Origin of the sequence: Candidatus Protofrankia californiensis (assembly GCF_900634765.1) — a bacterium.
In the GTDB taxonomy this organism is placed as follows: domain Bacteria; phylum Actinomycetota; class Actinomycetes; order Frankiales; family Frankiaceae; genus Protofrankia; species Protofrankia californiensis.
In genome coordinates this window covers 2346-8982 of record NZ_CAAAFT010000093.1, presented here as the reverse complement: position 1 = coordinate 8982, position 6637 = coordinate 2346, and the positions used below count along the sequence as shown (strand labels likewise).

6 protein-coding genes are annotated in these 6637 nt (G+C 70.9%); 5 read left to right on the top strand and 1 reads right to left on the bottom strand.

The features are described 5' to 3' along the window. Positions 1-111: 111 nt before the first annotated feature. The 5 genes from DD1DGNOD_RS05480 to DD1DGNOD_RS05460 all read left to right on the top strand — a co-directional run bounded on the left by DD1DGNOD_RS05480 (position 112) and on the right by DD1DGNOD_RS05460 (position 5563). Entirely contained in the window at positions 112-999 is an 888-nt protein-coding gene (locus DD1DGNOD_RS05480) for a methyltransferase domain-containing protein (protein ID WP_131769591.1), read from the top strand. Between the two features lie 212 nt (positions 1000-1211). Beyond that, on the top strand, positions 1212-2534 hold the full coding sequence (gene aroA / locus DD1DGNOD_RS05475; protein WP_131769590.1) for a 3-phosphoshikimate 1-carboxyvinyltransferase: 1323 nt from the start codon (positions 1212-1214) through the stop codon (positions 2532-2534). Between the two features lie 38 nt (positions 2535-2572). Continuing rightward, positions 2573-3703: a ribosome small subunit-dependent GTPase A gene (rsgA, locus tag DD1DGNOD_RS05470; RefSeq protein WP_131765540.1), complete on the top strand. Its 1131-nt coding sequence runs from the start codon at positions 2573-2575 to the stop codon at positions 3701-3703. Positions 3704-3890: 187 nt separating this feature from the next. Further along, positions 3891-4784 (top strand): histidinol-phosphatase, encoded by an 894-nt coding sequence (gene hisN / locus DD1DGNOD_RS05465; protein WP_283234659.1) that lies wholly within the window; start codon positions 3891-3893, stop codon positions 4782-4784. After that, the gene (locus DD1DGNOD_RS05460; protein WP_131769589.1) at positions 4781-5563 is read left to right on the top strand and encodes a glycerophosphodiester phosphodiesterase; all 783 of its coding nucleotides are present in this window, start codon (positions 4781-4783) and stop codon (positions 5561-5563) included. Before hisN ends, DD1DGNOD_RS05460 begins: the two co-directional genes overlap by 4 nt. Positions 5564-5873: 310 nt before the next feature. Here DD1DGNOD_RS05460 and DD1DGNOD_RS27765 read toward each other — a convergent pair whose 3' ends face one another. Beyond that, positions 5874-6080, bottom strand: a complete 207-nt coding sequence (locus DD1DGNOD_RS27765) for a hypothetical protein (RefSeq protein WP_131765539.1) — start codon at positions 6078-6080, stop codon at positions 5874-5876. Between the last annotated feature and the right edge of the window lie 557 nt (positions 6081-6637).

Here is a 6637-nt window from a genome sequence, read left to right as displayed (position 1 = left end):
GATCATGCCCGAGAGAAAAATGTCACCGCTGCCCGTGTGCATCTGTCAGACTTCCCGTGAGTGTGTGTGACTTGTTTCGCATCTTCTCCCCTGAAGGGTAGGTAAAGGTCCATGCTGCCGCGTCTCGACGCCGAGCCAGATCAGCCGCGCGGACGAACGCCGACCCTCGTCTACGAGGCCCCCACGGACAGCGATGATCCGTACTGGGCGTTCTACGAAGATGTCGCCGCGACCCAGTTGGCCAACTGGCTGCCGATGTCGCAGATCCGAGTCCTGGACGTGTCCGGCCCACGGACGAGGTTCGCACGCCAGATGGTCGCGGCCGGACACGATGTCGTGCGCGTTGTCCCGTCCTCGGATCGCCCGAGCGCCCGCAGCGTCGGCAGACGCGAAGACAGCCATGCTCGCCCATCCCGGGTTCCCTCGCGTCCCGGCGAGGCCGGCGGACGAGGTCCGGCCCGGCCGGGCGACCCCGCGGGCTGCGGACGGCTGGTGCAGGTGGCCGGTGACGCCCGGTCGCTGGACTGGTTCGCGCCGGAGAGCTTCGACGCCGTCCTGGCAGAGGGCCGCGCGCTGTCGTTCTGCCTGGCCACGGAGACGACCCTGGAAGAGATCTACCGCATGCTGCGCCCTGGTGGGCGGCTGCTGCTGTGCGTCGACTCGCTGCTGCTGGGCCTTGCCCGGCTCGCCGAACAGCACCGCTGGGCGGAACTGTCCGACGTCCCGCGCGCCGACGTCGTCCTCGTCCCCGCCGAGGACGGGTCCATCACCCGCTGTTTCTGGCCGGAGGAACTGCACGCCCTGCTGACCAGCGCCGGCCTCGACGTCGACTGGATCCGACCGCGGACGGTGCTGTCAGCCGAGGCGGTGACCCGCGCGGTCGCCTCCGACGTGTCCTGCTTTCCCACCCTGGTCCGGACAGAGGTCGAACTCTCGGCCGAACGCGAAGGCGAGTCGATCGGCATCCACCTGGTCGCCAGCGCCCGCCGCCCCGACTGAACAACGTCACAATCGTCGCGTCCGCACGCAATGATTGCCCTCGACAGGCAGTTATCCGGCATATACCCGGCACATATCCGGCATATATCCGGTATGAACCGCGAACGGGTACGGCCGCGGTACCCGGCCGCGGGATATGACCGCGGTACCCGGCCGCGGCTTGACAGCCCCGGGAGGCGGTGCCGACCCCCTGCGTCCGGCATGCTGAACTGGTGACCGTCACCACGGACGTACCCACGGATCCCTGGCCGGTGCCGACAGCTGATCGGCCGGTCGACGCGACCGTGACCATGCCGGGGTCCAAATCGGCGACGAACCGCGCGTTGATCCTCGCGGCGATCTCCGCCGGGACCAGCCGGCTGACCAGGCCGCTACGGTCCCGGGACTCCCTGCTCATGGCCGCTGCCCTCGGCGAGCTCGGCGTGGCCGTTGTCGACGATCATGATGACTGGCTGGTCCATGGCCGCTGTCCGCTGCAGGCGGCCCCGGCCGCCCGGATCGACTGCGGCAACGCCGGTACCGTCGCCCGGTTCACCCCCGCGCTGGCCACGCTGGCGCACGGTGACGTGGTTTTCGACGGCGACGCGCGCATGCGGGAGCGTCCGCTCACCCCGCTGCTGGACGCGCTGCGGACCCTGGGCGCGTCCATCGACGGCGACCGGATGCCGTTGACCGTGCACGGCCGGGGTCACCTCACCGGGGGCGAGGTGACGGTGGACGCCTCCACGTCCAGCCAGCTCGTCTCCGGCCTGCTGCTGGCGGCTCCCCGCTACGACAGGGGAGCCGCCGTCCGTCATGTCGGCCCGCGGTTGCCGTCATGGCCGTACCTGGAGATGACCGTCGCGGACCTGCGCGCCGCCGGCGCGACGGTCGACGTGGACGTCGACCGTCGCGCTGGCGGCAGCGCACGCTGGTCGGTCGCTGCGGGGCCGCTGCACGCCCATGACCGTGTCATCGAGCCCGACATCAACAGTGCGTCCGCCTTCCTGGCCGCGGCCGCGGCGACCGGTGGCCGGGTCGTGCTCGCCGGCTGGCCGAGCGGGACCGTCCAGCCCGGACGCATGCTGCCTGACCTGCTGGCCGCCATGGGATGCACCTACACTCCGACCGCGGCCGGTCTGGAGGTCCGTGGACCCGACCGCCTGCGCGGCATCGACGTCGACCTCAGCGACTACGGCGAGGCTGCCCCGACGCTCACGGCGCTGGCCGTCCTCGCCGACTCGCCCAGCCGCCTGCGCGGCATCGCCCACCTGCGCCTGCAGGAGACCGACCGGCTCGGTGCGCTCGCGGCCGAACTGGGACGCCTGGGCGCGGCGATCACCGTGACCGACGACGGGCTGGCCGTCTCCCCCGCGCCGCTGACCGGCGCCCGCCTCGACCCGCGGGCCGACCACCGCCTGGCCATGGCCTATGCCGTCGTGGGGCTGGTCGTGCCGGGCGTGCTCGTCGACGACATCGGTACGACCGGTAAGACCGTGCCGCAGTTCCCCCGATTGTGGGCACAGATGCTCGGCGGGACGGGCTCGCGCCCGTGAGAGCCGGCCGTCGTCGCGACCTCGAACGGCACGTCTGAATGCCTCGGGAACTCGACGAGGACGATGTCCGGGTGCGGGCCGGACGCGGGTCTCGGCCACGCACCCGGGAACGTCCCGACCACGCCGACGCGGTGGCGGCGACCGTGGTGGCGGTCGACCGGGGCCGTTACACCTGCCATGTCGTCGGGAAGGTGGCGGCGAAAGCCGGCTGGAACGCGGGTGCGGGCACGGACACGCACGCGGGTACGGGCGCGGAGCCAGGTGCGGGCTCGGGCGCAGCCGGGAGACCGCCTCGCCCGCCCGCGTCCACCGGTGTTCCATCCGCGTCCACCGGCGCTCTGGTGGCTGCCGTTCGCGGCGGTTCGTTGCGCCGGACCAGTGTGGTCGTAGGCGATGAGGTCGCCCTGGTCGGGGACGTCTCCGGCACGCCCGGCAGCCTCGCCCGGATCGTCGGGCGGGCCGAACGCCACAGCGTGCTGCGCCGCACCGCCGACGACACCGATCCGGTGGAGCGCCCGATCGTGGCCAACGCCGACCGGCTCGTCATCGTCTGTGCCCTCGCCGACCCACCGCCGAGGACGGGGCTGATCGACCGGTGCCTGGTCGCGGCCTACGACGGTGGGCTGGAGCCGCTGCTGTGCCTGAGCAAGGCCGATCTCGCCGACGATGCGCCCCTGCGCGCACTTTATGCACCACTTGGCCTACCTGTGGTGACCACCAGGCCGGACGCCGACCTGTCCGGGCTGACCGCGCTGATGGCGGCCCACGTCTGCGTCATGTTCGGTCATTCCGGGGTGGGTAAGTCGACGCTGGTCAACCGCCTGGTGCCCGACGCCGCCCAGGCGATCGGTGCGGTCAACGCGGTCACCGGCCGCGGCCGGCACACCTCGTCCGCGGCGATCGCCCTGCCGATGCCGGGGGGAGGATGGGTCGTCGACACTCCCGGGGTGCGTTCGTTCGGGCTGGGCGCGGTCTCCACCGACCGGCTCCTTCGGGCCTTCCCCGATCTGGCCCCGGCCGCGGCGGCCTGCCCCGGCGGCTGTACCCACCTGGCGGGTCTCGCCGACTGCGCGCTTGATCAGACGGTCGAGGACGGCCGGGCGGACCCGGCCCGGCTGGCCAGCCTGCGCCGGCTGCTTGCCGCCCGCTCCGGCGCCGACCCGTCATGACGATCGGACCCGGGTACGGCGACGTCGTTCGTTTCCCGGTGCCGCCGGAGAGCGGCGAATCGCCTCCGGTATCGGAGGTACCTTCACCGCACCTGGCGCGCCTCATCCGCGAAGGCCACCTTCTGCCCGGGTACGTGCGTCACGCGGGTACGCTCCCCGCGTGACCAATGCTGTGCGAACAGACGCTGTGGGAACAGACACGCTGGGAACAGGCCAAGAGCCGGTTCACGGTGGCACGCAGGCCGCCGTCGAGGGGTACGCGGCTGCCGCCAGCGGGTATCCGGTCGGTGACGACCTCGCCCTCGCCCTCGCCCTCGCGGACGCCGCCGACGCGATCACACTCGCCCGTTTCCAGGCCGTTGACCTGCACGTCGAAGCGAAACCCGACGCCACCCCGGTCACCGACGCCGACACCGCCGTGGAGGCTATGATCCGCGAGCGACTGGCCGAGGCCCGGCCCGGCGACGCGGTGCTGGGCGAGGAGCAGGGCCTGATCGGTGATGACGCCCGGCGCCGCTGGGTGGTCGACCCGGTGGACGGCACCAAGAACTTCGTGCGCGGGGTGCCGGTATGGGGGACGCTGCTCGCCCTCGAAGTCGACGGCGAAGTCGTCGCCGGGGTGGCGAGCGCCCCCGCGATGGGCCGGCGCTGGTGGGCGGCGCGCGGCCAGGGCGCTCACACCCGGACGGCGGTCGGCGAGATCCGCTCCCTTGCCGTGTCCGCGGTGACGGACCTGGCCGACGCCTATCTGTCCTTCGCCTCCATCGAGAGCTGGTCGGCCGCCGGACGGCTGGAGCCCTTCATGGCACTGGTGGCGGCGGTATGGCGAACCCGCGCCTACGGCGACTTCTGGTCCCACATGATGGTCGCCGAGGGCGCTGTCGACCTGGCCTGCGAGCCCGACGTCTCCCTCTGGGACATGGCCGCGCTCCAGGTGATCGTCGAGGAGGCCGGCGGCACCTTCACCGATCTCACCGGACGCCGCGGGCCCGGTGGCGGCTCGATCCTGTCAACCAACGGCCGCCTGCACACCCGGACGCTGGACATCCTCAACCAGCCCGCCCGGCCCACCGCTCGGTGACCCGTCCCGCCGGGCGTCCGATCGGATTCGCCCACCGGGGCGCGCCAGGCCGCTTCCAGCGGGAGAACACCCTGGCGGCGTTCAGGCGGGCGCTGACCGGCGGTGCGGGCGGTCTGGAGTCGGACGTGTGGCTCACCGCCGACGGCGTCCCGGTACTCCACCACGACGGTGTGCTCGGACCCCCGGGCCGCCGCCGCCGGATCAGCGACCTGCCCGCGGCACAGCTGCCGGACCGGCTTCCGAGCCTGGCCGGCCTCTACGCCGCCTGCGGCAGCGACTTCGAGCTCAGCCTGGATCTGAAGGACCCGCCGCAGGCCACCCGGCGAGCCGCTCAGGCTGTCGTCGGTGTGGCGCGGACCGCGGGCGCGGCAGGACGGCTGTGGCTGTGCGGGAGCCTCGTAGCGATCCGCTGCTGGCGATCGCTCGACGACGTCACCGGACCCGATCAGGTGAAACTGGTCAACTCCGCGTCCGCGCGGGATGCTGGCTTCCGCGGGCACGCCGGCAGCGGCAACCTGGACGCGTATGTGCGCGATGCCGCGGCCTCCGGTGCCACGGTGCTGAACCTACGGGCCAACGAGTGGAGCGCACCGATGGTGCGGTCGGTTCACGCCGGCGGGCTGCTCGCCTTCGGCTGGCATGCGCAGACGTCCGGGACGCTGAATCGGCTTGTGGGATTCGGCTTGGACGGCGTCTACTCGGACCACCTCGATCGGCTTGTTCGTGCCACGGGCAGCGAGACAACAATCACGTACACGCAGCATACCGACGTTAAGTGATCGGAAGAGGACGATCAATCATCATCGCCGGGGAATGACCGGCGCGAATCGCCGGGCCCGCATTAGGACCCGGACGCGGATGCCGGCGCAATCCAGCGGACCAAAGGCAATGTGATCATGCTTTTTTACGCGCTGCCAGCGGCCCAGATCCCCGGATCGCTGTCGGGCTCCGCAGGGTGACCGACCCAGAACGTCGGCGTAGCGCTCCTCACTTCCCCGGTCTGGCTCGGCGAACCCCGCCGGAGCCTGCCTCTATACGCGTCGCCGAGAGTGCTTATTTCACAACCGGAGCGCGTGGTGACCGAACGACTCACTCGTCGGCAGCCACTTCGGCGACTTTCAACATCTGCGGCGGAAATCCTGTGCGTTCCGCTACATGCTCGACAGAGTAGCCCTGCCGCACCAGGTCACGGGCCTGCTCGAGGGTCCAGCCACGGCCGGGGTCAACCCGGCGGACGACGACCTCACTTGCTTGGCGACGCTCTTCTGGCCAGCTCAGACGCGCACGACGTGCCAACGGTCGACCTCCGATATATCTCTGACTTCAGTTACTACGGCAAGGATAGGCCATATTGGCATGACCGTGCTCGACGAACTCCACGATAGCGGGCAGCGGCGTCCCAATACGACACCGGGTTGGAACATAGAAGTGGCATCTGTCTCGACGATCTGGCGCGGCAGCCGACTGTGCAGGCAGGAGCGGGCCATCATACCCGGCTGATCACGGACACTCGACCAGCCGACCCGCGGTTGTTCATGCCCGAGAACAGCATGAGGCTTCCACCAGTATGAACGGTTGCCGGTACGGCTCAAACACAACTCTCGGCAAGACGATGCCCACGATCGGCAGGCCGACAACCCGAACCGACAACCGCCGTGAGTTCACCGCCGGCTGAGGGGCTACGGACGCATCTTCGTTTCTGGCTTCACCTTCTTCACCTGGGTTCCTTCACCTCGGTTCCCGTCCGGTCCGGACCTGGCCGGGCGGGCCCGATCCCTTGTTGCCACCGGCGTCGACGGGCCGGCGGTGGCACCGGCACCGGGCCACCTGTCAGCGGTTTCCCACCGCCGGCG